A 22947-nucleotide genomic window follows, 5' to 3' on the forward strand; every position below is an offset into this window, starting at 1 on the left:
AGGCTTGAGGCGATGAACGAACTGATCACCACTCCCGTCACCCCCGGCCTCCTGCGGGGCGCGCTGGACGTGGAGCGGACCCCGTACGGACTGCTCCCCCACCGGCTGCCCGCACGAGCGCGCAGGCGGATCCCGGACGAGCAGCTCGCGATGGCCGAGAGCCAGCCGTCCGGCGTCCGGCTCGCCTTCCGCACCGCCGCCACCACCGTCGAGCTGGACGTGCTGCCCACCAAGCGCGCCTACCGCGGGCTGCCCGATCCGCCTTCCGGCGTCTACGACCTGATGATCGACGGCCGGCTCGCCGCCCAGGCCACCGTGCCGGATGGTCGAACGCGCGTCGCCGACTTCGCGACCGGGGCTGTCGAGGTGCACGATGGGCCCTCCGGCACCGCCCGCTTCACCGGGCTGCCCGCCGGTGACAAGGACGTCGAGATCTGGCTCCCGCACAACGAGACCACCGAGCTGTCCGCGGTGCGTACGGACGCGCCGGTCGCCCCGGCCCGGCCGCACGGGCGGCGGGTGTGGCTGCACCACGGCAGCTCCATCAGCCACGGCTCCAACGCCCTGCACCCCACCGCCATCTGGCCCGCCCTGGCCGCCGCCGCGGGCGGGGTCGAGCTGGTGAACCTGGGGTTCGGCGGGAGCGCGCTGCTCGATCCGTTCACGGCCCGCGCCATGCGCGACGCCCCGGCCGACCTCATCAGCGTGAAGATCGGCATCAACCTGGTCAACAGCGACGCCATGCGGCTGCGGGCCTTCGTCCCCGCCGCACACGGGTTCCTCGACACGATCAGGGACGGTCATCCCGAGACGCCGCTGCTCGTCGTGTCGGCCATCCTGTGCCCGATCCAGGAGCGCACACCGGGGCCCCTCACCGTTCAGTTCGAGGACGGCACCATACGCTTCCGCCCCACCGGCGACCCGGCGGCGGTCGCGTCCGGGCACCTGACGCTCGAGGTCGTCCGCCGCGAGCTGGCCGCGATCGTGTCCGAACGCGCCGCCGACGACCCGCACCTGCACTACCTCGACGGCCGCGACCTGTACGGCGAGCCCGACAACGCCGAGCTGCCGCTGCCCGACGACGTGCACCCGAGCGAGGACGGCCACCGCCGCATCAGCGAGAACTTCACCCGCCTCGTCTTCTCCCCCGGCTCCCCCTTCGCCACCCGCTGAACACCTGAAATGTGCAGGTCAGCGGCTTGTGAGGGGGAATGTGCGGTGAAAGACTGAAGGGGACGGAAGGGGGACGTCATGATCGAGGTCAAGAACATCGACAAGCCGGACGAGCGCCGCGACTTCCCCAGGGGGCACCTGGAGGTCTGCAACCTGTCCGGGCTGACGTTCGGCGTGGCCACCTTCGAGCCGGGCTGGCGCTGGTCCGAGTCCGTGAAGCCGATCGCGGGCACCGACTCCTGCCAGGTGCACCACACCGCGTTCGTGGTGCAGGGCCGCATGCGGCTGCACGCCGACGACGGCACGGAGGCCGAGATCGGACCGGGCGACCTGTTCGTCTGCCCACCTGGACACGACGCCTGGGTGGTGGGGGACGAACAGTGCATCATGTACGACTTCGCAGGCGGCGCCGCGAACTACGCCAAGGCACCCACCACCGGTCCGCCAACACCAACGACATGATGGGCTACTGACACCAACCAGCCGATAACCCGACACACCCGCCACCAAGCCCCACGCACGCCAACCACCGTCGCGAGGCCAGTGCCACAGGGCCTCGACGCGAAGCCGTCGGTCGGGAGCAGCGCCAGTCGTCCCGGCTGCTCACCGGGTGCCGGCATGGCGACGAGCACGACGTCTGCCTGCTTGGCGCTTCGACTCGTAGGTCAGCCCGCACCGCCCTGGCCTGCTTCGGTGCCGGGGGCCGGTGTGGGTGGGGTGGTGGTGAGCAGGCGGCGGACGGCGAAGTCGATCAGGTCGTGGATCTCGCGGTCGGTGAAGATCTCGGGGAGGGTCAGGCGTTCGACGATCAGCCAGTTGAGGGCCAGGTAGAGGAGGACCACGGACGCCGAGTCGCCGGGGAGGCCCGAGACGGTGTGGTGGCTGATGTTGGCGTCGATGTCCTCGCGGATGCGCTTGGTCAGGACGGCGCGTAGCTCAGGGCGGCGGGTGGCCTCCAGGCGGAGCTCCAGCAGGGCGAGGTAGCCGGAGTTGAAGGCGGAGATGCGGTCCACCAGCTCGTGCATGAGCTCGGCGAACCGGGCTTCGTCCTGGACGCCTTCGCGGTTGCGGGCGACGGTGGTCTCGTCGGGCAGCAGGCGCTCGTAGATGCGTCCGCCGACCTGGGTGAACAGGTCGTCGCGGGTGGCGAAGTAGTTGGACGCGGTGCCGACGGGCACGCCCGCCTCCGCATCGACGGCGCGGAAGGTCAGACCGCGTGCCCCTTCCCTCGCGAGCACCTCGATGGCCGCGTCGATCAGCGCTTGGCGCCGCTCGGGGTTTTTGCGCACTTGACACCACTCCAGTTGTAGTACTACGTTCAGACCACTTCACGCATAGTACTGCAAAAGGAGTGACTTAATGCGAAAGCTCGTGTATTACGTGGGCGCCTCCATTGACGGCTACATCGCCGGGCCCGAGGCACAGTTCGACTTCTATCCCGTGCCGGACGACATGGTGGCCTGGATGAACGAGCGTTATCCGGAGACCATCCCCACCCACATCCGCCGGCATTTCGGCATGGACGACGTGCCGAACAAGGCGTTCGACACGATGGTGATGGGCCGCGGCACGTACGAGCCCGCCCTCGACGTGCCCACCACCAGCCCCTACGCCCACCTGCGCCAGTACGTCGTCTCCCGCACGCTCACCATCGACGACCCGACCGTGCGGGTGGAGCGAGGCGACCCGATCGAGCTGGTACGCCGGCTCAAGGCGGAGGACACCGGCCTGGACATCTACCTGGGAGGCGGCGGCAAGATGGCCGCGTCCCTGCTCCCGGAGATCGACGAGCTGATCATCAAGAGCTACCCGGTGGTGGCGGGCACGGGCGTCCCCATGTTCAACGGCGCCTTCTCCCCCACCCTGTTCACACCGACCCACCGCGAAACCTTCAGCAACGGCGCCCAGGTCACCTGGTTCACAAGGTCCTGACCTCCCTGAGCAGGGCTCTGAGGGTGTTGGGCTGCTGAGGGTGCCGGGGGCCGGACTGCCGGACTGCTGAGGGTGCGAAGGTTCTGGGGGGCCGAGAGGGGGGCAAGGTCCGGGAGCGCGCCGAGCCCTCAAGCGTTCGCGCGATCATGCGGCTTCGCCGAGCGGCCTGCGTTTTCCGGTCACCGACGGGCGTTGGCGAGTTGCTGAGCTGTCGTCGGGGGTGTGTCCTGATCATAGTGGGGAGATCGGGGTGGCCTTGGGGACGAAGACCACAGCGTCGTATGCCTTCGTGGGGACCGTTTTCACCGTGTACGTCCAGCTCATCGCGGTGTAGACGGATCGGAAGCCGTCGCCGACGCTGCCCATCGACACCTCCGAGGTGAGCAGCCGCCGGTTGGCCGGGTCGGCTGCGGCCGCCTCGGCCACGTTGAGGTAGCCCATCGGCTCGCGGCCGAACAGCTTGGCCAGCGGGGCGTCGTGGGTGACAGTGAACCGGCGGCGTTCGCCGCTGCCGTCGTCGCGGCTGATGAAGGTGCTGGTGCCGAAGTCGGTGCCGATCGCGAAGTAGTCGTCGCCGTACGTCTCGGCCAGCCGCGGTCCCATCGACGGGAACGAGAAGGCGGCGCCGCTCTTGTCGATGTGGCCGTCGTGACCGGCCACGATGACCTTCTTCCTGCCCTGGGCGGCTTCTCTGTCGGTGATCCAGGTGATGTTGGCGGCCATCCAGGCGTCGCGCTTGCGGGCGTAGTCGTTGCCGGAGGTCTGCAGTTGCGCACTGCGCTGGATCGTCTCGGCGTGGTGCAGGGCCAGCGCGAAGGCGTCGGCGGAGCCGGCCCGCCCATACGCCCGCCGCCCGGCTGTCACATCGGCCCGGTCGTACGCCCGCCGCCCGGATTTCACGACGGCTCGCTCATACGTCTGCTGCTTGGCCTTGAGCTGGGTGACCACCTGCTCGGCGGCCTTGGCGGCGGTGGTCAGTTTCTCGCCCGACAGGGTCTGTCTGTTCGCGTCGGTCAGGTCGGCCAGGGCCGTGCGTACCGGCTCGACCTGGGCGGGGTCGACATCGGCGAGGTAGCTGAGCAGCCGCTCCTTATTGTGGTCGTAGCGCTGCATGTCGAAGCCGTAGACGTGCACCTTGTCGCGGTCGGCGGCCGTTTCGTTGTGGTCGTGGAGCCACTTGAGCAGGTCGGCCGTCTCGCGCGTGCGGTAGATGTCGAAGCCGAGCGCCTTGGCCGCGTCTTCGGCGCTGCCCCGGCCGGCCATCACGTAGTCGGCGGCCGCGGCTGTGCCGCCGAAGTCGGCTTCCAGCGCGACCGTACGGAAGCCGTGTTCTCGCACGAGCTTCTGGATGATCTGCTTGCGGACCTGAACGAACTCCTTGTTGCCGTGTGTCGCCTCGCCGATGCCGACCACCCGGGCGGCGGCCGCGTCGGTGAGCGGGGCCCGGTCGAGCGGCACCACGGCCGTGGCCGTCACATGCGAGGTGTCCACGCCCCCGCAGCCTGCCGCCAGCACCGCGATCGTGACGGCGCCGAGGAACGTGCGTACGGGCCCGGGCGTGGCCCGGCGGTCGAGTCTGCGGGGGCGTCGAATCATGGGTCAAGTCCACACCGGAGCGGCCCGGCACGGCATCGGACCGAGGTCCACCGGGAGCGGGCGAAGGGCTAGATCGACGAACGCGACACTAGACCTGCGGTTACCCGGATATGGACCCAGGTCCTCATCCGGCACCACAGATCCTCATTCGGCGCTCGCGGCCAGGACCACCTCGCCATCAGCCGAGCCAGGACCGCCCCTTGATCGGCCGCTCCACGGCCGCCCCGGTGTCACATCTCCAGCCCGGCCGCCTCCATGACGGGTCGTACCTCGACGTCGCCGTCCCCACCGCCGAGCAGCAGCGCCGCCAGTTCCACGGCGCGTTCCCGGTTCTCGCAGTCGATCATGTACTGCGCGGTGGCGGGGGTTCCGGGGCGGGGGTGCGGGACGCCGGTCACGGAGGTGGCGCCGTGCAGGAGCTGCACGACGACGCCGAGGGACGGGTCGGCGAGTGTGTACCCGCCGATCAGCTCGCCCGCCTCCCCTGCCGCGGCCAGGAACGCGGCGCCGCCCGGGCCGGCCCCGTGCGAGCGGTGCAGGGTCAGGACGAAGCGCACCGCCCGCTCAGTCCTCGCCGGTCGCCGAGAAGACGACCGGGCGCACCTCGATGCCGAGCCCCTCCACCGACGCGTCGGGGATGAGCGCGGCCAGTTCGAGCGCCCGCTCGCGGCTGTCGCATTCGACCAGGTAGTAACCGCCGAAGTACTCCTTGGCCTCCAGGTAGGGACCGTCGGTCACGACGGGGGCGCCGCCGCGGACGCGGACCACGGCGCTCTCCGACACGTCCCCCAGCGCGGCGGTCTCGATGAACTCGCCGGACTTCCTGATCGTCTCCATGAACGTGCCGTGGCCGTTCATCACCGCGTTGCGCTGCTCCTCGGTGAGCCCGTCCCACACCTGCGGGTTCACGTGCATGATCAACAGGAACTTCATGTCGTCTCCTTCGTCGGACTGCGGCGCCGCCGTCGGCGCCGCTCACCAGGTAGTCGGAGCGGCAGGGACGGCTTCGACATGCCGGAGCCAACAAATCTAAGGGGCGGGCCGAGGCGGGAGAAGCAGGTGGTCAGAAGGCAAAAGCCTGGTCACGAATCCGCCGGGGGGCGTGCAGCGGGAAGGATCGGGAGAACCGCCGGGTTGCGCTAGGTGTTCGCATCAATGTGTGCAGGTACGACGTACCGCACTCGCTATATAAACGGGGGTTTGTCATGGCGATGCTGCACTACCTCGGTCTGATGGGCTTCTCAGCCGCCCGGCCGCCGCAGCCGCTTCCCGGCAGGAACAGTGGTGGAAGCGCGGGTCAGAGCGCCCGTCGCCGGCGCCGCCGCCGCTGAGCGGAGGTCACCGAGGTGGCCGACCACATGACACAACACGAGGGGCCGGACGCGACCAAGCGTCCGGCCCCTTTCTTCTGCTAGCAGGCGGCCGCTTTCGGGACGTCCTCACCGTACTTGGCCCACGAGCACACCGTGCTGAACGCGATCTTCCACCGGCCGCCCTGGTGCACGGCCTTGCCCCGCCTGCTCGACAGCAGGGTCCGCTCGCCGCGGTGCAGCACGTAAGAGACCTGGGCCTTGGTCGGCGAGTCGAAGCGCACGTTCCTGACCCGGCCGGTGACGTGGCCGAACCGCTCGTCCTCGCCGAACGCCTGCACCATCAGCTCGTTCATCTCGCCGTTCTCGACGACCTTGACCTTGGCCGCCGTCGAGCCGCGCTCGTCGAAGAACGTCTCCCAGGCCCGTCTGATCTCACCCTCGGCCCGTGCGGGGTTCGCCGGCACCGTCACGGTGGGGCTGGGGGAGGCGGACGCGGTCGGGGTGAGCGTGCTCAGCGACGGCGACACGGAGCCGGTGGTCGCGGTGCCGCCTGGCGGGCTCGGGGTGGGCGACGATTCCGGCTCGCCGGAGCAGCCGGCCGCCAGGAGCGCGGCCGCTCCCAGGGCGGCGCAGACCTTCATGGCTGTCACGGTCTCGGCCTCGAGACCTCAGTACGCATGAGCACGACGGTATGAGGACGGCCGGAGATTAGCCAAGCAGGGCGGCCACGTGTCCCCAGGCGCCACAACCCGCGTACGCCCCCTGAAGCATGAATATTGCAATCGGTTGTTGCAGCGACGACGACCTGAGCAGGCCGAATCCCTCGAACCGTTTGCAGTTTTACCAGCATGTATTGACGTTTCAGCTGTGTAACGTCACTGTTACTGCAACCGGTTGTATCGCAATACCAGCGACCCCGCGCGACCGCCTTCCCGCCTCACCGGGCGGCGCACGCACGGAGACGAAGCCCCTCTCGTACGAATGGAGCTGGGACGTGCGCAAGAACGAACCTCTGACCAGAAGGCTCACGGTCATCCTGGCCGGCGGCCTCATCGCGACCGGCGGCCTGGTGGCCGCGGTGCACACCTCCGCCGCCGCGGCCCCGTCGAACGGCGACTACACCCTGGTCAACGGCGCCAGCGGCCTGTGCGCCACCGTACCGGGACAGAGCTCGGGCGACGGCGTGCAACTCGTGCAGAACGCCTGCTCGGACGCCGCAGGACAGGTGCTGACGATCACCGCCTCGGGCGCCGGCTACCAGATCAAGGCCGCGCACAGCGGCAAGTGCCTCGGCGTCCGCGACGCCTCCACCAGCGCGGGCAAGGCCGTGCAGCAGGAGACGTGCACCGGGGCGGCCTCGCAGACGTGGCGGCTGACCGAGTCAGGCGCCGGCTACCGCGTCGTCAACGCCAACGGCGGCAAGTGCCTCAACGTCAAGGACAACTCCACCTCGTCGGGGGCCCTGCTGCAGCAGAACTCCTGCGACTCGGCCGCCACCAAGCAGTGGACGCTCAGAACGGCCGGCAACGGCGACCCCGACCCCGATCCGGATCCCGACCCGACGGACCCGCCGCCGACGAGCGACACCCTCTACGTCGCGCCCGCCGGCAGGGACTCCGCGTCCGGCGCCCAGGACGACCCGACCACGCTGACCTCGGCCATCACCCGCATCGCCGCGGGCGGCACGATCTACATGCGCGGCGGCACGTACCGGCCGTCCCAGACGATCACCATCGCACCGGGCAACGACGGCACCTCCAGCGCCCGCAAGAAGATCTCGGCATACCCGGGTGAGACGCCGATCCTGAACTTCTCCGCCCAGAGCGAGAACTCGGCCAACCGGGGGCTCGCGGTGAACGGGTCGTACTGGCACATCTACGGCGTCGTGGTGGAGCGGGCCGGCGACAACGGCATCTTCGTCGGCGGCAGCAACAACATCCTGGAGCGCACCGTCACCCGCTACAACAGGGACACCGGCCTGCAGCTGTCCAGGATCGCCTCCGACACCCCGCGCGACCAGTGGCCGTCGAACAACCTCGTCCTGACCGCGCTGTCGCACGACAACGCCGACTCCGACGGTGAGGACGCCGACGGCTTCGCCGCCAAGCTCACCGTCGGCTCGGGGAACGTCTTCAGGTACGCGGTCGCCCGCAACAACATCGACGACGGCTGGGACCTCTACACCAAGAGCGACACCGGCGCGATCGGGCCTGTGACCATCGAGGACTCGCTGGCGTACGACAACGGCACGCTGAGCGACGGCAGCCAGGCCGGCAACGGCGACCGCAACGGGTACAAGCTCGGCGGCGAGGACATCAAGGTCGATCACGTCGTACGGCGCAGCATCGCCTACCGCAACGGCAAGCACGGCTTCACCTACAACCGCAACCCGGGCACGATGACGATCTCCGACAACGTCAGCATCGACAACGAGGAGCGCAACTTCTCCTTCGACGCCGGCACGTCGGTCTTCCGCAACAACGTCTCGTGCCGCAGCGGCAGCGGGTCCAACGACAAGACCGTGGGGAACGCGGACGGCTCCAACCAGTTCTGGACGGGCTCGAACGGGTCCCGCTGCTCCTCCTACAGCGGGTCGTTGAGCTGGTCGTTCGCCTCGGACGGCCGCCTCGTCGTCACCTTCGGCGGCGCCCCCTTCACGCCATAGCCCTCCCCTCCCCCGGCGGCCTCGGATCCTCCGCTCCGAGGCCGCCGGATTTTTTCTTCGAAGTTTTTTCGCGGCGGTCGTCGAAACCGCGTCGTCCCGTTCGCTGCGTCTGTGAGAGGGCCGCACGGGCGGCCCCCGAGCACGAGGACGACGACCATGACCGCACACGTTCCCACCATCCGCCCGGCCATCATCACCCAGGCCCGCCCCCTGCTGATGCTCGGGGTCGCGGCCGGCCCCCTGTACGTGGCGGCGGGCCTGGCCCAGGCGCTGACCCGGGAAGGCTTCGACCTGACCAGGCACTCCTGGAGCCTGCTCGCCAACGGCGACCTCGGCTGGGTCCAGACCGCGAACTTCCTCGTCACGGCGGTGCTCACGATCGCCGCCGCGGCGGGGCTGCGCACGGCGCTCTCGGGCGGGCCGGACGCGGCACGTTCGAGGGGCGCGCGGTGGGCGCCGGCGCTGGTGGCAGCGTTCGGGGTGAGCCTGATCGGCGCGGCGGTCTTCCCCGCCGACCCGGCGCTGGGCTTCCCCGCCGGGACGCCCGACGGCCCCGGTACGGTCACCGCGACCGGGCTCGCGCACCTCGCCGTCGGCGGCATCGGGTTCTCGTGCATGGCCGCGGCCTGCTACGTCATCGCCTCACGGTTCGCCCGCGAGGGCCGCCGCGGCTGGGCGATCTACTCACGGGTGACCGGGACGGCGTTCCTGATGTCGTTCGCGGGGATCGCGAGCGGCGGCGGGGCGGCGTGGAGCACGCTCGGGTTCGTCGCCGGGATGGTGGCGGTCTGGTGCTGGCTGTCGCTAATGTCGCTGCACTTCGCACGTACCACTGCCTGAAAAATCACCTTGAATTACCAGGAGGAACCGTCATGCGTTACCTGATCACACTGCGCGTCGCCACCCAGCCTGAGGGCCCGCCGCCCGCCGAGCTGATGGAGGCCATCTTCAAGCTCGGCCAGCAGGCCACCGAGTCGGGGGCGCTGCTCGACCAGAGCGGCCTCGCGCCCAGCTCCGAGGGTGCCAGGGTCGAGGTGTCCGGCGGCCGGCTGGCCGTCACCGACGGGCCGTTCGCCGAGGCCAAAGAGCTGATCAGCTACGCCCTGTACGAGGTGAGGAGCAAGGAGGAGGCCGTGGAGTGGGCCGGCCGCTTCCTCAAGCTGCACCGCGACCTGTGGCCGGGATGGGAGGGCCAGGCCGACGTGCTGCGGCTCTTCAGCCCCGCGGACCTCGCGCCGCCCGGCGCCTGAGCCGGTCGGACGTCGCGCCCGTGCCTGCGATGTCCGATCGTCGCCCGACCCGGGCGGACGTCACGCCTCCTGATGCGGTATTCAGGAGGCGTGACGCTTGCCGAATCCGATTCCCCCGCCGATTCTCCCGCCGATTCTCCCGCCGAGACTCCCGCCGAGACTCCCGCCGATTCTCACCGTGCGGTGGAGGCCGTGTGGCGGATCGAGGCCGCCCGGGTGATCGCCGGCCTGGCCCGCATGGTCGGCGATGTCGGGCTGGCCGAGGAGCTGGCCCAGGACGCGCTGGTCGCGGCGCTGGAGGAGTGGCCGCGCAAGGGCGTACCGGACAATCCAGGCGGGTGGCTGATGGTGACCGCCAAGCACCGGGCCCTCGACCAGTTCCGGCGGCGCGACACGTACGAACGCAAGCTCCAGGAGGTCGGCCGTGACCTGGAGCTGCGCGAACGCCTCTCCGGCGACGACCTCGACGCGGCGCTCGACGACCACGTCGGCGACGACCTGCTGCGGCTCGTCTTCACCGTCTGCCATCCCGTCCTGCCCGCCGAGGGCCGCATCGCGCTCGCCCTGCGCACGCTGGGCGGCCTGACCACCGAGGAGATCGCGCGGGCGTTCCTGGTGCCGGAGCCGACGGTGGGCCAGCGCATCTCCCGGGCCAAGCGCACGCTCACCGACAAGAAGGTGCCGATCGAGCTGCCGCCGCCGCAGGAGCTGCCCGCCCGCCTCGCCTCGGTGCTGGAGATCGTCTACCTGATCTTCAACGAGGGATACGCGGCCACCGCGGGCGACGACTGGGTGCGGCCGTCGCTGTGCCAGGAGGCGATGCGGCTCGGGCGGGTGCTGGCCGGGCTGATGCCGGACGAGCCCGAGGTGCACGGGCTGTCGGCACTGATGGAGATCCAGGCCTCGCGCATCCCCGCGAGGACCGCGCCGGACGGCAGCCCGATCCTCCTGCTCGACCAGGACCGCAGCCGCTGGGACCGGCTGCTGGTGCGCCGCGGCCTGGCCGCGCTGGGCCGGGCCGAGGCGCTGGGCAGGATGGGCCCGTACGCGCTGCAGGCCGCCATCGCCGCCTGCCACGCCAGGGCCCTGACCCCCGAGGACACCGACTGGGCGCGGATGGCCGCGCTCTACCGGCTGCTCGCGCACGTCGCGCCGTCGCCGGTGGTGGAGCTGAACCGGGCGGTGGCGGTCGGCATGGCGGACGGCCCCGAGCGTGGGCTGGAGATCGCCGACGCGCTCGTGGCCGAGCGGCACTTGCGTGGGTACGCGCAGCTGCCGGCCGTACGCGGTGACCTGCTGGCCAGGCTGGGACGCGACGAGGAGGCGGCGGCCGAGTTCGGGCGGGCCGCCGGGCTCACCCGCAACGCGCGGGAGCGCGAGCTGTTCCTGGCCAGGGCCGCGGCGCTGCGGCAGCCGTCCTGATCAGTTCGGTGGAGTGGCCACGTCGCTCGGGGCCTTGATCCGCGTCTTGGCGCCCCAGCCGGTGAACCTGCTGTCGATCGTGATCGTCTTGCCGTCGAACCCGTTGGTGTCGAACACGCCCGTCGCCGCGTACGAGCTCTTCACCCGGCTCACCAGCCCCGCCGACGACAGCGTGAGCGTGTAGCTCACCTTCGTGTCGTCGTGCATGCGCAGCGGGACCGAGGCGTCGAACCAGCGCGACGCCTTCGCCAGGTCCTTGAACGTGATCTTCCCGGTCAGCGTCCTGCCCTTGAGCCGGCCCTTCTTCACCAGCGTGGCTAAGGTCTTCGGCTCCGCCGGGTTGATGACCTGGCCGTAGAAGCCGGACGCGCCGCCGGGCAGGCCGCGCGACTTCGCCCAGGTCGCCCCGAGCTTCTCCTCGTAGATGCCGCCCTGGGTGTAGGTGTACTTGCCGACACTGATCGTCCGCTCGCGCGCCCGCCCCTTCGGCGTCGCGGAGATGTCGGAGGCCACGATGCCCTTGCGGTCGAACTGGAAGCTGCCCTTGCGCTTCTGCAGCGTGACCTTGCCGTCGCCGGTCACGACGGTGGTCTCGGTGAACCGCACGCCGTGCCCGGCGACGAGCTTGCTCTTGAGCGCGCGCTCGGGGTCCTTGACGGGTGCGGCGTGGGCGGGAACGGTGGTGGCGAGGACGGCCCCGCAGGCCGCCAGCACGGTGATCGTCTTCTTCATGAAAAGTGATCATGCACCAGCCGGATCACGACCCGGCCACGCCCCTGCGCTATCAATGGACCCATGGTCCTCCTCCGCGCACTCGAACCCGCCGACGCCGCTGTGATCGCCTCCTGGATCGACGATCGGGAGGCGCTCGTGCTGTGGTCCGGCAAGACCGGCTTCACCTGGCCCTTCGACGCGGGGCAGCTGCTCGCCCTGCGGGAACCGGGCCGCCGGCTCCTGGCCGCCGTCGATCCAGCCGTCGATCCGGCCGGCGCCGTGATCGGCCACGTCTCGCTGCGCGACCAGGAGGATCACTCCGTACGCCTCGGGCTGGTCCTGGTGGCGCCGTCGGCGCGCGGCAAGGGCCACGGGGCGGCCCTGGTGGACGCGGCGCTCGCCACCGCCTTCGCCGGCCCGGGCGTCACGCGCGTCACCCTCGGCGTCTACGCCCACAACGCGGGCGCCAGGCGCCTGTACGAGCGGTTCGGGTTCGAGGAGGAGCGGGTGTACGAACGCTCGATCGAGGTCGGCGGGCAGTGGTGGACGTCGGTGACGATGGGCCTGACACGGGAGGCGTGGCGAGCGGGGCGATGACCTGCGCGAACTGGCACGGTCCATTCGGCGGCCTGTAACCGCGGGCACAGGCAGGGGCGGCGAAAGCCGCCCACGATGGTCACGAATCTCCTCACTCCCCAGAAACGGAAAGGTGATGTCGTGCGTCTGCTCACCGGGTTGACGATGACCGCAGTGCTCGCCGCCGGCTTACTGGCCGCCCCGCCCGCCATGGCCGCCGAGGCGGTGCCGTTCGCCGCGGACTCGGGCGACAGCTGCCTGCGCGGATCCACCGAGGGCACGATCCAGCGCTACGACGGGCCGGTCATCAGGCCGCGGGTCGACGTCGAGGGCGTGCTCACCGACGAGGGCGGCCCGAGCATCTGCTCCCCCGACGACAGGTACTCCACGGCCACGTTCAGCGGCTTCCGGGGCAGCGAGCTCGTCGACTCCGAGACGTACAAGGTGGACAACGACCAGATCAAGTTCTCCTTCTCGCTCTCCGACACGCTCGGGGTGCGCACCATAGACCGGGTCGTGGTGCAGGTGTGCCGCCACAGCGACCCGCCCATCGGGATCAGCTACTGCGGCAAGGCCCAGGAGTACAAGATCCCCTGACCCGACGCCGGGCCAAGCGGGCCTGTGCGGATCGTCACCAAGCCTTGAACCCGCCGCCGGGTAGCCGCGCGGCGGGCCGGGCAGCGTAACCCCCGGCCGACCGGCCGGTCACCGCCGGAACAAGCGCGCGTGACCGGCCGGACAGGAACGGGGGAGATCATGAAAGCCGAGCACGGGCACCACCTCGACAATCCGAACGCCACCACCCCGCCGCCCAAGCTGGAGCTGGTCGCGTCGGTGCCGGCGCCGCAGGTGCCGGATGGCGCGGAGGTGATGACGCTGCTGGTCACGCTGCCGCCGGGCAGCGAGGGCAACCCGCCGCACCGCCACACCGGGCCCGCCTTCGGGTACGTGATCAGCGGCGAGCTGCTCTTCGAGCTGGAGGGCGAGCCCGAACGGGTCATCAGGACCGGTGAGGCGTTCTGGGAGCCGGGCGGCGACCTCATCCACTACCAGGACGCGAACAACCTCGCCGACGCCGAGACCGTGTTCGTGGTGCACATGTGGGGGGTGAGCGGGCAGCCGATGCTCATCCCGGTGAGCGCGGAGGAGCTGGAGGCCCGCCGCGACCGCCGCGCCCCACGCCCCTGACCCCGCCGGCCGGGCCGGCAGGAGGGCCGTCAGGAGGGGGCGGCGGTTTCCAGGAGGCGGCCGTCCGACAGCTCAAGCCACCGCTCCACCTTGATCTCCGCGAGGAAGCGCTCGTCGTGGCTCACCACCACGAACGCCCCCTCGTACGCGCTCAGCGCACTCTCCAGCTGCGCCACGCTGACCAGGTCGAGGTTGTTGGTGGGCTCGTCGAGCAGCAGCAGCTGGGGAGCGGGCTCGGCGCACAGCACGCAGGCCAGCGTGGCGCGCAGCCGCTCACCGCCCGACAGCACACCGACCGGCAGGTGGGCGCCCTGGCCGCGGAACAGGAAGCGGGCCAGCAGGTTCATCCGGTCGGCGGCGGCCATGCCGGGAGCGAAGGCGGCGAGGTTCTCGGCCACCGTGCGGTCGAGGTCGAGCAGGTCGAGCCGCTGCGACAGGTACGCGACCCGCCCGTCGGCCCGCCGGGTCGTGCCCGCGTCGGGCGCCAGGTCACCGCTGACGATGCGGAGCAGGGTGGACTTGCCGGCGCCGTTGGGGCCGGTCAGCGCGATGCGCTCGGGGCCGCGTACGGACAGGTCGATGCCCGGCGCGGCGAACAGGTCACGGGCCAGCAGCCCCGCGCCCTCGAACACCGTGCGGCCCGCCGGCACGCGCGTGTCCGGCAGCTCCAGCACGATCTTCTGGTCGTCGCGCAGCGCCCGCTCGGCCTCGTCGAGCCGGGCCTTGGCGTCGCCGACGCGGCCGGCGTGCATCTGCCCGGCCCGGCCCGCCGACTCCTGCGCGCTGCGCTTCAGGCCGCCCGCGACGATGCGCGCGAGGCCCGCGCTCTTCAGGTTGCGCGCGGCGTTGCCGGCCCGCCGCTCGGCGCGCTCGCGGGCCTGCTGCATCTCCCGCTTCTCGCGCTTGAGCTCCTGCTCGGCGTTGCGCACGTTGCGCTCGGCGGCCTCCTGCTCGGTGCGCACCGCCTCCTCGTACGCGGTGAAGCCGCCGCCGTAGAAGCGGACCTCGCCGCGTTCGAGCTCGGCGATGCGGTCCATGCGGTCGAGCAGCGCGCGATCGTGGCTGACCAGCAGCAGGCAGCCTGACCAGTCGCCGAGCACGTCGTAGAGGCGGCGGCGGGCGGCGCGGTCGAGGTTGTTGGTCGGCTCGTCGAGCAGCAGCACGTCGGGCCGCTTGAGCAGCTGCGCGGCCAGGCCGAGCGAGACCACCTGGCCGCCGCTGAGCGTGCCGAGGCGGCGGTCGAACGCGAGCCCGCCGAGGCCGAGCCGTTCGAGCTGGGCACGGGTGCGCTCCTCGATGTCCCAGTCGTTGCCGATAGTGGTGAAGTGCTCCTCCGCGGTGTCGCCCGCCTCGATGGCGTCGATCGCGGCGATCACCGGCGCGATGCCGAGCACCTCGGCCACGGTCAGGTCGCCGACGAGCGGCAGGGTCTGGGGCAGATAGCCGAGCACGCCTTCGACCGTGACGCCGCCGCCGCGCGGGCGGTGCTCGCCGGCGATCAGCTTGAGCAGCGTGCTCTTGCCCGCGCCGTTCGGCGCGACCAGCCCGGTGCGGCCGCCGCCCACGCTGAAGGACAGATCGGTGAAGACCGGGGTGTCGTCGGGCCAGGAGAAGGACAGGTGGGAGCAGACGATGAACGCATCGGACATGGCAGACCTCGTACGGGAACGCGGGCGCGCCGAAAGCCGCCCGGCGAAAGGGACAGGGATTCGGGAAACGACGAGACAGGGCCACGCGCGGCGGCGGTCAGCTCACGCCTGCCTGGGGCCCGGACCTCCGGTATCACCCGGAGATGTCGTCGTCACCTGCCATGTCTGATCTCCTCGATGCGTCGCGGAACGTGCCGCGGCACGCCCGGTTTGAGCGCCTCACACCATAGCAGCCTCCGGCGGGTGGTCCTCAAGCCATTTCGGCCGACTCGCGTAACCGCCACACGGCGGGCACCAGCAGGGTGCCGGACAGCACGACGGTGATCGCCGCGCAGCCCAGCAGGACCGGGCGGGTGCCGAGCAGCGTGACGGCGGGCCCGGCCAGCGCCATGCCGAGGGGCGCGGCGACGAGCCCGCCGAGCAGGGTGACGGAGTAGGCACGGGCGATCAGGTCGTCGGGCAGGTGCCGCTGGACGGCCGTGGTCTGCATGACGTTGTGCACCACCACCTGGCCGCCCGCCAGGACGGCCGCGATCGTGAGCTGCCAGACCGGGGCGGGGACGGCCAGCAGCGCCGGCAGCGGCGCCATCAGCAGGAACACCAGCAGCGCCGCCACCATGGGCCGGGCCGGCCGCCAGCGGGTGGCGGCGACTCCCCCGGCCAGGCCGCCGGCGGCGTACGCGATGCCGATGGCCGACCAGGCGGGCGCTCCCCCGAGGTGCAGGTCGGCGACGTACGGGCCGAGCACGAGGATCGGCGAGACCACGAACGCGTTGGCGACCGCGATGTGGCCGGTCCAGACCCACAGCCACGTGCGCCGCCGCACGGCGGTGAGCCCGCCGCCGATGCCGGCCAGCAGCCCCTCCTGCCGCGCCGTCGCGAGCCGCCCGGGAAGCCGGTAGACGAAGGCGGCGCTGACCAGGAACGTCAGCGCGTCCACCGCGATCGCCCAGCCCGGCCCGACCAGCGCCACCAGCGCCCCTGCCGTGCCCAGCGCCAGGATCGACACCGTGCTCCTGGAGATCGACAGCAGGGAGTTGGCCGCCTGGAGGTGCTCCTTGGTGGTCAGCGAGGTGACCAGGCCCACGGCGGCCGGGTTGAAGAACGCGGTGCCGACCCCGGCGACGAGCTGCAGGGCCACCAGCGTCCACAGCTGCGCGGCGCCGGTCAGCAGCAGCACCGCCGTCACGCCGTGCGTCGCGAACCTGACGAGGTCGGCGGCCAGCATGATCGTACGGCGCGGGAACCGGTCGCCCGCCGCCCCGCCCACCAGCGTCAGCACGATGATCGGCAGCCGGGTGCTCAGCACGACGATGCCCAGGTCGACCGGGGAGCCGGTGAGGTGGAGGACGGCGAAGGCGATCGCCAGCGGCGTCAGCGCGTCACCGAACGCCGACGCGGTGTGCCCGGCGAAGTAGCGCCGGAAGTCCTTCGCCCGCAGGGGCGCCACCATGCCCGCCGCCCGCCCCGCCCGGACTTCGGCGGGGGCGTCCACATCGGCGGGCGGATCGGAGCCAGGCACGGGGCACTCCTTCGGTGGTGACGGACGGCGGGGCCACTCTGGCAGCCGGGACCGACAGAATCGGGGTCCTGGCCGGAGTGACGATGCGGGCGGGAGGCCGGAGGGGGCGGCTCGGATAATGGGCGCATGGTGAGCGCGACGAGTGCCGACGAGGCCGGCCGGCTGGCGGAGTTCGAGAAGCATCGCGGTCACCTGTGGGGCGTGGCGTACCGGATCATGGGCACGACGGCGGACGCCGACGACGCGCTGCAGGAGGCGTGGCTGCGCTGGCGCAAGGCCGGCGAGGCGCAGGTCAGGGACGTGCGCGCCTACCTGACCACCACCGTGAGCCGGATCTGCTACGACGTGCTCACCTCGGCCAGGGCGCGGCGCGAGGCGTACGTCGGGCCGTGGCTGCCCGAGCCGGTCGTGCAGGAGCTCGGCCCCGAGGACAGGGCGGCGCTCGACGACTCGGTCAGCATGGCGCTGCTGGCGGTGCTGGAGCGGCTGACGGCGGCGGAGCGGGTGGCGTTCGTGCTGCACGACGCGTTCGGCGTGCCGTTCGCGGAGATCGCGGACGTGCTGGGGCGCAGCGACGAGGCGGTGCGGCGGCTGGCGTCGCGGGCCCGCGCCCGGGTGCGCCGGCACGGCCCCCGCCGTACGACGGACCGCTCGACGCATCGCAAGGCGGTGGAGGCGTTCACCGCGGCGGCGCTGAACGGCGACCTGTCGGGGCTGGTCGCGGTGCTCGATCCGGAGGTGGTGTGGCGCTCCGACGGCGGCGGCGTGGTCTCCGCGGCGATGCAGCCCGTGTCTGGCGCGGAGCGGGTGGCCCGCATGGTGCTGGGCTTGATGGAGCGCTGGATGCGGGGGATGGACGTGGAGTTCGCCGAGGTCAACGGCGGCATGGGCGCGGTGGTGCGTACCAAGGACGGCGCCGTGGACACCGTGGCGGCGTTCGCCGTCGCCGAGGACGGGCGCATCACGGAAGTCGACGTCGTACGCAATCCGGAGAAGCTCACCCGAGTGTGACCTGAATCACCATCACGTTTCCGGCCGCCCGCTCGTCTGTGTCGCAGAAGGTTCTGAGAGAGGACACGACATGGACGCCAAGAAGAACGCCCAGAAGAACATCGTGGTCATCGGCGCGGGCTACGCGGGCCTCACGGCGGCGCTCCGGCTCGACAGGAAGCAGCGCATCACCCTCATCAGCGCCGAGTCGCACTTCACCCAGCGGATCAGGCTGCACGAGCTGGCGGCGGGCCGGCCCGAGGTGACGGTGCCGCTGAGCGAGCTGACCCAGGGCACCGGCATCACGACCGTGCAGGCCAGGGTCGGCGGCATCGACCTGGACGCCAAGCAGGTGCGCACGGAGGACGGGCGGGTCTTCCCGTACGACACGCTCGTGTACGCCCTGGGCAGCCGCACCGACACCACCGCCCCCGGGGTGGCCGAGCACGCCTACACCGCCGAGACCGCGGGCGACCTGCGGGCCAGGCTGGACGCCGGCGGCGGCGACCTGGTGGTGGTCGGCGGCGGGCTGACCGGCGTGGAGATGGCCGCCGAGCTGGCCGAGTCGTACCCGGCGTGGCGGGTGGCGCTGGCCACCGGCGGCGCGGTGGGCGCGGGCCTGTCGGACAAGGGCCGCCGGCACCTGGCCCGTACGTTCGACCGGCTGGGCGTGCGCACCCACGAGTGGACCCGCGTGACCGGCGTCGGGCCTGACGGGGTGGGTACGGACCAGGGCGTCATCACTGCGGACGTCGTGGTGTGGGCCGGGTCTTTCACGGTGTCGCCGCTGGCCGCCGAGGCCGGGCTGACCGTGGACGAGCGCGGCAGGATCGTGGTGGACGAGACGCTGACCTCGGTGTCGCACCCCGACGTGTACGCCGTGGGCGACGCGGCGGCCGTGCGGGTGCAGGGCAGCACGAACCGGATGTCGTGCGCCGCCGGGATGCCGATCGCCGCGCACGCCGCCGACGTGATCAACGCGCGGGCGGCCGGGCGGACCCCCGAGCCGTTCCGGTTCCGTTACCTGCTGCAGTGCATCAGCCTGGGGCGGCGCGACGGTATCGTCCAGCTCGTCAACGGTGACGACTCGCCGAAGGACCGGATCCTGAGCGGGCGGACGGCGGCGTTCGTGAAGGAGCAGATCTGCCGGTTCACGGTCGCCTCGCTGCGCTGGGAGCGCGCCCGCCCCGGCACCTACATGTGGGTCAAGGGATCGACCCGGCGGACTGGTGCCCAGACCCACCGCGCCGAGACCTCGGCCGCGCGTTGAGCGGCGCGCCGGCCGCCGTGTCAGGCGGCGGCGTAGCTGCCCCGGGTGACGTCCTCGACCAGGGACGGGCCGGCGGGTTTCCATCCGTACAGCCTCTCGGCCCGCGAGGGGTCGAGAGGCGTCGAGCCGGTGAGCGTGCGCGCCAGGTCGCCGAAGAGCTGCGTGGCCTGGTCGAGGGGCATCGAGGCGGTGCGCGTGCCGGTGAGGACGGCGACCGCCTCGACCATCTCGCGGAAGGCCGTGCCGGTGCGGGTGGCGGCGTTGACGACGCCCCCACCCTCTTCGCCCGTGAGGACGGCGGCGTAGAGGGCGGCCAGGTCGTCCACGTGGACGGTGGACCAGGTGTTGCGGCCGTCCCCGACGTAGGTGGCGACGCCCTGCGCGCGGGCTCCGGCGATCAGGCCCTGGAGCAGGGCGCTGCCGCCGCGGCCGTAGATCAGACCGGCTCTGACCACGGTGACGGCGAGGTTCGTGGCGGCGAGGACGCGGCGCTCGCCGAGGTACTTGTGCGGCTGCCTCGCCGTCTGCTCGCTGACCTCCTCGTCCTCGGCGACCGGCCGGCCCTTGGTGTCGGGGTAGACCATGCCGGTGCTGGTGTAGACGAAGGGGCGGCCGTCGGCGAGGCCGGTCAGCAGCGCGTCGAGCGCCGGCTGCTCGACGTCCTGCATGGCCGGATCGCCGTAGTCGACGGCGGTGTGCACGACGGCGTCGTTGCGGGCGGCGGCCTCGTGCAGGACGCCGGTGTCGGCCAGGCCGCCCGCCACGGGGGTGGCGCCCAGCTCGGCGACGCGGGCGCCGGCCCGATCGGAGCGGGCGAGGGCTTCGACGGTGTGACCCGCGGAGATGAGGTGCTCGGTGAGCACACCGCCGAAGTAGCCGCTGGCGCCGGTGATGAAGATGCGCATGGTCGCTTTCCTTTCACGGACAGCAGGAAGAGACGGACTCGGGCAGGCGTGCACCTTCCGTCCTCTCCCTGAACCGTAGCAGAAAGCGGATGAGCTATCCGAATAGAGGGACTATCCGTTTCCTCGCGCCTTGCGCCACTCCGGCGCCAGCACCGACCAGATCTCCACGTCCAGCCGCTCGCCGCGATGCTTGTAGCCCTCCCTCCGCACGCCCTCCTTGGTCATCCCGAGCCGCCTGGCCACGGCGATGCTGGCCGCGTTTCCCGAGGCGACGACCCACTCCACGCGGTGGATGCCGCGCTCGTCCACGGCCCAGTCGATGAGGATGCCGGCCGCCCTGGTCACCAGCCCCTTGCCGGCCGCCGCGGGCTCCAGCCAGCAGCCCACCTCGGCCTCGCCCTGCTCGACGTTCATCGTGCGCAGCATGACGCCGCCGGACAGCGTGCCGTCCAGCCAGATGCCGTGGATCCGCGCGGTGTCGGCGGCGGTCGCGTCGGCGTAGCGCTGCAGGAACGCGCGGCTCGACGGCAGGTCGGTCACCACGTCGGCCAGCCCCACGAACCGCCCGATGAACTCCCGCCCCCTGTCGATGTGGGCCAGGAACTCCTCCGCCCGCCAGGGCTCCAGGGGACGCAGCTCGGCACCGTTCACTCCCAGGGACTTCGCGTACATACGCCTACCTCCACGACGGTCTTACCGGTAATGCGTGGAGTGTCCCACTGATGCGCCGGGAGGCGGACGCCTCCCGGGGCGCTGTCAGTCGCCGGCTCAGTCGTCGGCTCAGTCGTCAGCGCGGTAGTCGCGCAGCTCGCGACGGGCCGCACGCCGCTCGCGACGGCGCGCCTCACGGCAGTAGCCGGTCCACTCCCGGCCTCCGCTGAGGACGCCTTCACCGAACAAGAACGTGTCGGTGGCCTGCCAGTAGCAGCCGCTCATGCGCTGGTTGAGCGACGCGCTCTCGCGGTCGACGCGGCCGGGAAGGGTGCAGACGCCGTCACGGTGGTCGTGAACGGGCCGGCAGTGCACCATCGGCGCCTCGGCCATCTTCACCCACCAGGGACGGGTCTTGTCGGTCTTGCTCATACGGTCACCTTTCGGCTCCGTGACGCCCCCGGGTGGGGCCGTCGCTAGACCGGGTGCATCGTGATCACCTCCTGTGCCGTACGGGCGCTCGAAGATCCACGCTACTCCGGATCCCGCATTCCGCGCGGACGCTGTTATACAAGTAGCGAACATGTCATACGAGTTGGAGGTGAGCCGGGGTGGGCTACGACGTGGTCCTGGTCGGCGGTGGCATCATGAGCGCCACCCTGGGCGTGCTGCTGCGCCGCGTGCAGCCGGACTGGGCGGTGCTCGTCCTGGAGCGGCTCGACGGCCTCGGCCTGGAGAGCTCGTCGGCCTGGAACAACGCCGGCACCGGGCACGCGGGACTGTGCGAGTTCAACTACACGCCGCTCACCGGCGACGGCTCGATCGACGTCGGCGGGGCCATCGCGATCAACGAGCAGTTCCAGCTCTCCCGGCAGCTGTGGGCGAGCCTGGTCGAGGAGGGCACGCTGGGCGATCCCTCCGGGTTCATCCGGCCGGTGCCGCATCTCTCCTTCGCCCGGGGCGCGGCCGGGGTCGAGCACCTGCGGCTGCGGCACGCGGCGCTGCGCGATCATCCGTTGTTCGAGGGGCTCGAGCTCATCCGCGACCGGGCGGTGATGGCGGAGCTGCTGCCGCTGATGTTCGCCGGCCGGCCCGCCGGTGAGCAGGTGGCGCTGTGCCGCTCTCGTGGCGGCACCGACGTCGACTATGGCGTGCTGGCCCGGCGGCTGTTCGCCGCGCTCGAACGTGACGGCGTCGAGGTGCGGACCGGGCACGAGGTGCGCGGGCTCTCCCGTGACCGCAGGTCGTGGCGGCTGCGGGTGCGCGACCTGGTGGGTGCCCGCGACTACGGGGTGCGCGGGTCGTTCGTGTTCCTGGGGGCGGGCGGGGGCACGCTGCCGCTGCTGCAGAGCGCCGGGGTGGCGGAGACGCGGGCGTACGGGGGGTTTCCGATCAGCGGGCGGTTCCTGCGTACGGACCGGGCCGAGCTGGTGGCCGGGCACCACGCCAAGGTCTACAGCCACGCCGAGCCGGGCGCGCCCGCCCTGTCGGTGCCGCATCTCGACACCCGGGTCGTGGACGGGCGGACGTACCTGATGTTCGGGCCCTTCGCCGCGTTCTCGCCGCGCTTCCTCAAGCGCGGCAGGCTCACCGACCTGCCGGGATCCGTCACGCCCGGCAACGTCATGACACTGCTCGGCGCCGCCCGCGCCGAGCCGGCCCTGCTGCGCTACCTGGTCGGGCAGCTCGCGCAGACGCGCGGCGACCGGCTGCGGGCGCTGCGCCGGTTCGTCCCCGAGGCGCGGGCGGAGGACTGGGAGCCGATCACCGCGGGTCAGCGGGTGCAGGTGGTCAAGCCGGTGAACGGGCGCGGGTCGATCGCCGGGTTCGGCACCGAGGTGGTGACGCCGGCCCACGGCGGGCTCGCCGCCCTGCTCGGGGCCTCACCCGGGGCGTCGGCGTCCGTGGCGATCATGCTGGACGTGCTCGGACGCGCCTTCCCCGGCCGGGTGGACGGCTGGCGGCCGGCGTTGCGTGAGCTCGTGCCGTCGTACGGCGCCGCGCTGCCGCCGCAGACCCTCTCCAGGACGGCCCGAACACTTCGTCTGGAGTGAATGCCGGAAAACTTTACCCATTTCCGGATCCGCGACGTACGCGGGGATTTCGAACCTCTTACTAGGCCAGCGGAGTG

The 22947-nt window shown here is 71.5% G+C and carries 24 protein-coding genes; 13 read left to right on the plus strand and 11 right to left on the minus strand.

The features are described from left to right. The first annotated feature begins 12 nt into the window (after positions 1-12). Both AB0K18_RS06445 and AB0K18_RS06450 read left to right on the plus strand, forming a co-directional pair. A complete protein-coding gene (locus tag AB0K18_RS06445) occupies positions 13-1173 on the plus strand; it encodes a GDSL-type esterase/lipase family protein (RefSeq protein ID WP_364910728.1) in 1161 nt (386 codons plus the stop codon). 78 nt (positions 1174-1251) lie between these two features. After that, a complete protein-coding gene (locus AB0K18_RS06450; protein WP_364910731.1) occupies positions 1252-1635 on the plus strand; it encodes a cupin domain-containing protein in 384 nt (127 codons plus the stop codon). A gap of 203 nt (positions 1636-1838) precedes the next feature. On the opposite strand, the gene AB0K18_RS06455 is transcribed toward AB0K18_RS06450, so the two are convergent. After that, positions 1839-2462, minus strand: a complete 624-nt coding sequence (locus AB0K18_RS06455) for a TetR family transcriptional regulator (RefSeq protein WP_364910734.1) — start codon at positions 2460-2462, stop codon at positions 1839-1841. A gap of 70 nt (positions 2463-2532) precedes the next feature. On the opposite strand from AB0K18_RS06455, the gene AB0K18_RS06460 reads away from it, so the two are divergent. After that, positions 2533-3105, plus strand: coding sequence for a dihydrofolate reductase family protein (locus AB0K18_RS06460; protein ID WP_364910737.1), 573 nt, complete (start codon positions 2533-2535; stop codon positions 3103-3105). Between the two features lie 231 nt (positions 3106-3336). Here the strand turns inward: AB0K18_RS06460 and AB0K18_RS06465 are convergent, their stop codons facing one another. The 4 genes from AB0K18_RS06465 to AB0K18_RS06480 form a co-directional block, all read right to left on the minus strand. Beyond that, positions 3337-4701 (minus strand): erythromycin esterase family protein, encoded by a 1365-nt coding sequence (locus AB0K18_RS06465; protein ID WP_364910739.1) that lies wholly within the window; start codon positions 4699-4701, stop codon positions 3337-3339. Between the two features lie 230 nt (positions 4702-4931). Continuing rightward, positions 4932-5258: a hypothetical protein gene (locus AB0K18_RS06470; protein ID WP_364910741.1), complete on the minus strand. Its 327-nt coding sequence runs from the start codon at positions 5256-5258 to the stop codon at positions 4932-4934. 7 nt (positions 5259-5265) lie between these two features. Then, positions 5266-5634: a YciI family protein gene (locus AB0K18_RS06475; protein ID WP_364910744.1), complete on the minus strand. Its 369-nt coding sequence runs from the start codon at positions 5632-5634 to the stop codon at positions 5266-5268. A gap of 478 nt (positions 5635-6112) precedes the next feature. After that, positions 6113-6655 (minus strand): hypothetical protein, encoded by a 543-nt coding sequence (locus AB0K18_RS06480; RefSeq protein ID WP_364910747.1) that lies wholly within the window; start codon positions 6653-6655, stop codon positions 6113-6115. Between the two features lie 353 nt (positions 6656-7008). Here AB0K18_RS06480 and AB0K18_RS06485 point away from each other — a divergent pair, with 353 nt between their 5' ends. The 4 genes from AB0K18_RS06485 (at position 7009) to AB0K18_RS06500 (ending at position 11351) form a co-directional block, all read left to right on the plus strand. Continuing rightward, positions 7009-8679, plus strand: a complete 1671-nt coding sequence (locus AB0K18_RS06485; protein ID WP_364910750.1) for an RICIN domain-containing protein — start codon at positions 7009-7011, stop codon at positions 8677-8679. A 156-nt stretch (positions 8680-8835) separates the two neighbouring features. Then, on the plus strand, positions 8836-9519 hold the full coding sequence (locus tag AB0K18_RS06490; protein ID WP_364910752.1) for a DUF998 domain-containing protein: 684 nt from the start codon (positions 8836-8838) through the stop codon (positions 9517-9519). 32 nt (positions 9520-9551) lie between these two features. After that, the gene (locus AB0K18_RS06495; RefSeq protein ID WP_364910754.1) at positions 9552-9929 is read left to right on the plus strand and encodes a YciI family protein; all 378 of its coding nucleotides are present in this window, start codon (positions 9552-9554) and stop codon (positions 9927-9929) included. A gap of 183 nt (positions 9930-10112) precedes the next feature. Further along, a complete protein-coding gene (locus AB0K18_RS06500; RefSeq protein WP_364910757.1) occupies positions 10113-11351 on the plus strand; it encodes an RNA polymerase sigma factor in 1239 nt (412 codons plus the stop codon). Here AB0K18_RS06500 and AB0K18_RS06505 read toward each other — a convergent pair whose 3' ends face one another. Next, on the minus strand, positions 11352-12083 hold the full coding sequence (locus AB0K18_RS06505; RefSeq protein WP_364910760.1) for a hypothetical protein: 732 nt from the start codon (positions 12081-12083) through the stop codon (positions 11352-11354). Between the two features lie 63 nt (positions 12084-12146). Here AB0K18_RS06505 and AB0K18_RS06510 point away from each other — a divergent pair, with 63 nt between their 5' ends. The 3 genes from AB0K18_RS06510 to AB0K18_RS06520 all read left to right on the plus strand — a co-directional run bounded on the left by AB0K18_RS06510 (position 12147) and on the right by AB0K18_RS06520 (position 13829). Further along, entirely contained in the window at positions 12147-12662 is a 516-nt protein-coding gene (locus AB0K18_RS06510; RefSeq protein WP_364910763.1) for a GNAT family protein, read from the plus strand. 120 nt (positions 12663-12782) lie between these two features. Further along, on the plus strand, positions 12783-13238 hold the full coding sequence (locus tag AB0K18_RS06515) for a hypothetical protein (RefSeq protein WP_364910765.1): 456 nt from the start codon (positions 12783-12785) through the stop codon (positions 13236-13238). A gap of 159 nt (positions 13239-13397) precedes the next feature. Continuing rightward, positions 13398-13829, plus strand: a complete 432-nt coding sequence (locus tag AB0K18_RS06520) for a cupin domain-containing protein (RefSeq protein WP_355431523.1) — start codon at positions 13398-13400, stop codon at positions 13827-13829. 29 nt (positions 13830-13858) lie between these two features. Here the strand turns inward: AB0K18_RS06520 and AB0K18_RS06525 are convergent, their stop codons facing one another. Together AB0K18_RS06525 and AB0K18_RS06530 are read right to left on the minus strand one after the other, a co-directional pair. Beyond that, positions 13859-15478 (minus strand): ABC-F family ATP-binding cassette domain-containing protein, encoded by a 1620-nt coding sequence (locus AB0K18_RS06525; protein WP_364910768.1) that lies wholly within the window; start codon positions 15476-15478, stop codon positions 13859-13861. Positions 15479-15728: 250 nt separating this feature from the next. Continuing rightward, entirely contained in the window at positions 15729-17000 is a 1272-nt protein-coding gene (locus AB0K18_RS06530; RefSeq protein WP_364910771.1) for an MFS transporter, read from the minus strand. A gap of 126 nt (positions 17001-17126) precedes the next feature. Between AB0K18_RS06530 and sigJ the strand changes: the two genes are divergently transcribed. Together sigJ and AB0K18_RS06540 are read left to right on the plus strand one after the other, a co-directional pair. Continuing rightward, positions 17127-18011, plus strand: a complete 885-nt coding sequence (sigJ, locus tag AB0K18_RS06535) for an RNA polymerase sigma factor SigJ (protein ID WP_364910773.1) — start codon at positions 17127-17129, stop codon at positions 18009-18011. A 70-nt stretch (positions 18012-18081) separates the two neighbouring features. Then, positions 18082-19260, plus strand: coding sequence for an FAD-dependent oxidoreductase (locus AB0K18_RS06540; protein WP_364910776.1), 1179 nt, complete (start codon positions 18082-18084; stop codon positions 19258-19260). 20 nt (positions 19261-19280) lie between these two features. On the opposite strand, the gene AB0K18_RS06545 is transcribed toward AB0K18_RS06540, so the two are convergent. From AB0K18_RS06545 to AB0K18_RS06555, 3 genes are all read right to left on the minus strand, one after another. Further along, positions 19281-20165 (minus strand): NAD-dependent epimerase/dehydratase family protein, encoded by an 885-nt coding sequence (locus AB0K18_RS06545; RefSeq protein ID WP_364910779.1) that lies wholly within the window; start codon positions 20163-20165, stop codon positions 19281-19283. Between the two features lie 111 nt (positions 20166-20276). Then, complete coding sequence (locus tag AB0K18_RS06550) at positions 20277-20837, minus strand: GNAT family protein (RefSeq protein ID WP_364910782.1); 561 nt, start codon at positions 20835-20837, stop codon at positions 20277-20279. 108 nt (positions 20838-20945) lie between these two features. Next, a complete protein-coding gene (locus AB0K18_RS06555) occupies positions 20946-21248 on the minus strand; it encodes a hypothetical protein (protein ID WP_364910785.1) in 303 nt (100 codons plus the stop codon). A 179-nt stretch (positions 21249-21427) separates the two neighbouring features. Here AB0K18_RS06555 and mqo point away from each other — a divergent pair, with 179 nt between their 5' ends. Next, a complete protein-coding gene (gene mqo / locus AB0K18_RS06560) occupies positions 21428-22870 on the plus strand; it encodes a malate dehydrogenase (quinone) (RefSeq protein ID WP_364910787.1) in 1443 nt (480 codons plus the stop codon). Positions 22871-22947: the final 77 nt, after the last annotated feature.

It is taken from the genome of Nonomuraea sp. NPDC049421, assembly GCF_040677005.1.
Taxonomy (GTDB): Bacteria; Actinomycetota; Actinomycetes; order Streptosporangiales; family Streptosporangiaceae; genus Nonomuraea; species Nonomuraea salmonea.

Bases quoted from the DNA above. Each gene is read 5' to 3' on its own strand.
- AB0K18_RS06460 (WP_364910737.1), top strand. From the start codon at position 2,533: ATGCGAAAGCTCGTGTATTACGTGGGCGCCTCCATTGACGGCTACATC.
- AB0K18_RS06545 (WP_364910779.1), bottom strand. From the start codon at position 20,165: ATGCGCATCTTCATCACCGGCGCCAGCGGCTACTTCGGCGGTGTGCTC.
- AB0K18_RS06495 (WP_364910754.1), top strand. From the start codon at position 9,552: ATGCGTTACCTGATCACACTGCGCGTCGCCACCCAGCCTGAGGGCCCG.
- AB0K18_RS06540 (WP_364910776.1), top strand. From the start codon at position 18,082: ATGGACGCCAAGAAGAACGCCCAGAAGAACATCGTGGTCATCGGCGCG.
- AB0K18_RS06450 (WP_364910731.1), top strand. From the start codon at position 1,252: ATGATCGAGGTCAAGAACATCGACAAGCCGGACGAGCGCCGCGACTTC.
- AB0K18_RS06525 (WP_364910768.1), bottom strand. From the start codon at position 15,478: ATGTCCGATGCGTTCATCGTCTGCTCCCACCTGTCCTTCTCCTGGCCC.
- AB0K18_RS06520 (WP_355431523.1), top strand. From the start codon at position 13,398: ATGAAAGCCGAGCACGGGCACCACCTCGACAATCCGAACGCCACCACC.
- AB0K18_RS06475 (WP_364910744.1), bottom strand. From the start codon at position 5,634: ATGAAGTTCCTGTTGATCATGCACGTGAACCCGCAGGTGTGGGACGGG.
- AB0K18_RS06480 (WP_364910747.1), bottom strand. From the start codon at position 6,655: ATGAAGGTCTGCGCCGCCCTGGGAGCGGCCGCGCTCCTGGCGGCCGGC.
- AB0K18_RS06510 (WP_364910763.1), top strand. From the start codon at position 12,147: ATGGTCCTCCTCCGCGCACTCGAACCCGCCGACGCCGCTGTGATCGCC.
- AB0K18_RS06490 (WP_364910752.1), top strand. From the start codon at position 8,836: ATGACCGCACACGTTCCCACCATCCGCCCGGCCATCATCACCCAGGCC.
- AB0K18_RS06445 (WP_364910728.1), top strand. From the start codon at position 13: ATGAACGAACTGATCACCACTCCCGTCACCCCCGGCCTCCTGCGGGGC.
- AB0K18_RS06505 (WP_364910760.1), bottom strand. From the start codon at position 12,083: ATGAAGAAGACGATCACCGTGCTGGCGGCCTGCGGGGCCGTCCTCGCC.
- sigJ (WP_364910773.1), top strand. From the start codon at position 17,127: ATGGTGAGCGCGACGAGTGCCGACGAGGCCGGCCGGCTGGCGGAGTTC.
- AB0K18_RS06550 (WP_364910782.1), bottom strand. From the start codon at position 20,837: ATGTACGCGAAGTCCCTGGGAGTGAACGGTGCCGAGCTGCGTCCCCTG.
- AB0K18_RS06465 (WP_364910739.1), bottom strand. From the start codon at position 4,701: ATGATTCGACGCCCCCGCAGACTCGACCGCCGGGCCACGCCCGGGCCC.
- AB0K18_RS06555 (WP_364910785.1), bottom strand. From the start codon at position 21,248: ATGAGCAAGACCGACAAGACCCGTCCCTGGTGGGTGAAGATGGCCGAG.